We start from the raw sequence: 478 nt of genomic DNA on the forward strand, positions 1-478 counted from the left end.
GCTTTTATTTTATCTTTTGAAGAAAATTTAGCCATAAAAAATGCACCTCCAATTGTTAGTTATGTGTCTAACAATTGGGGTGCACTTCATATATAAGGGTGCCTTTTCCAATAGTTTTTAGCAGAAACAACTGCATCCGATAATGATTAATAAAATAAACAATACAACTAATAAAGCGAATCCTCCAGCGAAACCGCAGCCTTCGTCGCAACTACCACCATATCCCATAACAATAGTGCCTCCTTTAGATTAGAGGGTAAAACTAGGGTTCATTCCATGGATTTTAATGGGTTCACTTTACCTTATGTTTTTAAAAATTAATTGAGCAGGTCCTTTTGAAAATAAGGGAAAGATGATCTAAGGCGCTTCACCTGAAGAGGGGTACCGCCACACATCCATCAACTTAAGGGATATTTTCAAACAAAATGTGGTTTTTTTATATAATTTTTTATTATCTTTTATAGATTTTATAAAAGTA

General features: G+C 33.5%; 1 protein-coding gene. It reads right to left on the reverse strand.

Annotation, left to right across the window (positions count from 1 at the left end; all coding sequences use genetic code 11):
- Positions 1 to 117 precede the first annotated feature (117 nt).
- On the reverse strand, positions 118 to 228 hold the full coding sequence (locus MR169_RS27985; protein ID WP_242320392.1) for a YjcZ family sporulation protein: 111 nt from the start codon (positions 226 to 228) through the stop codon (positions 118 to 120).
- Positions 229 to 478: the final 250 nt, after the last annotated feature.

This window comes from Bacillus cereus group sp. BfR-BA-01349 (genome assembly GCF_022663795.1).
GTDB classification, from domain to species: domain Bacteria; phylum Bacillota; class Bacilli; order Bacillales; family Bacillaceae_G; genus Bacillus_A; species Bacillus_A cereus.

What these genes read in the sequence shown, in the direction of transcription:
- MR169_RS27985 (WP_242320392.1), bottom strand. Translation starts at nt 228, where the DNA reads ATGGGATATGGTGGTAGTTGCGACGAAGGCTGCGGTTTCGCTGGAGGA.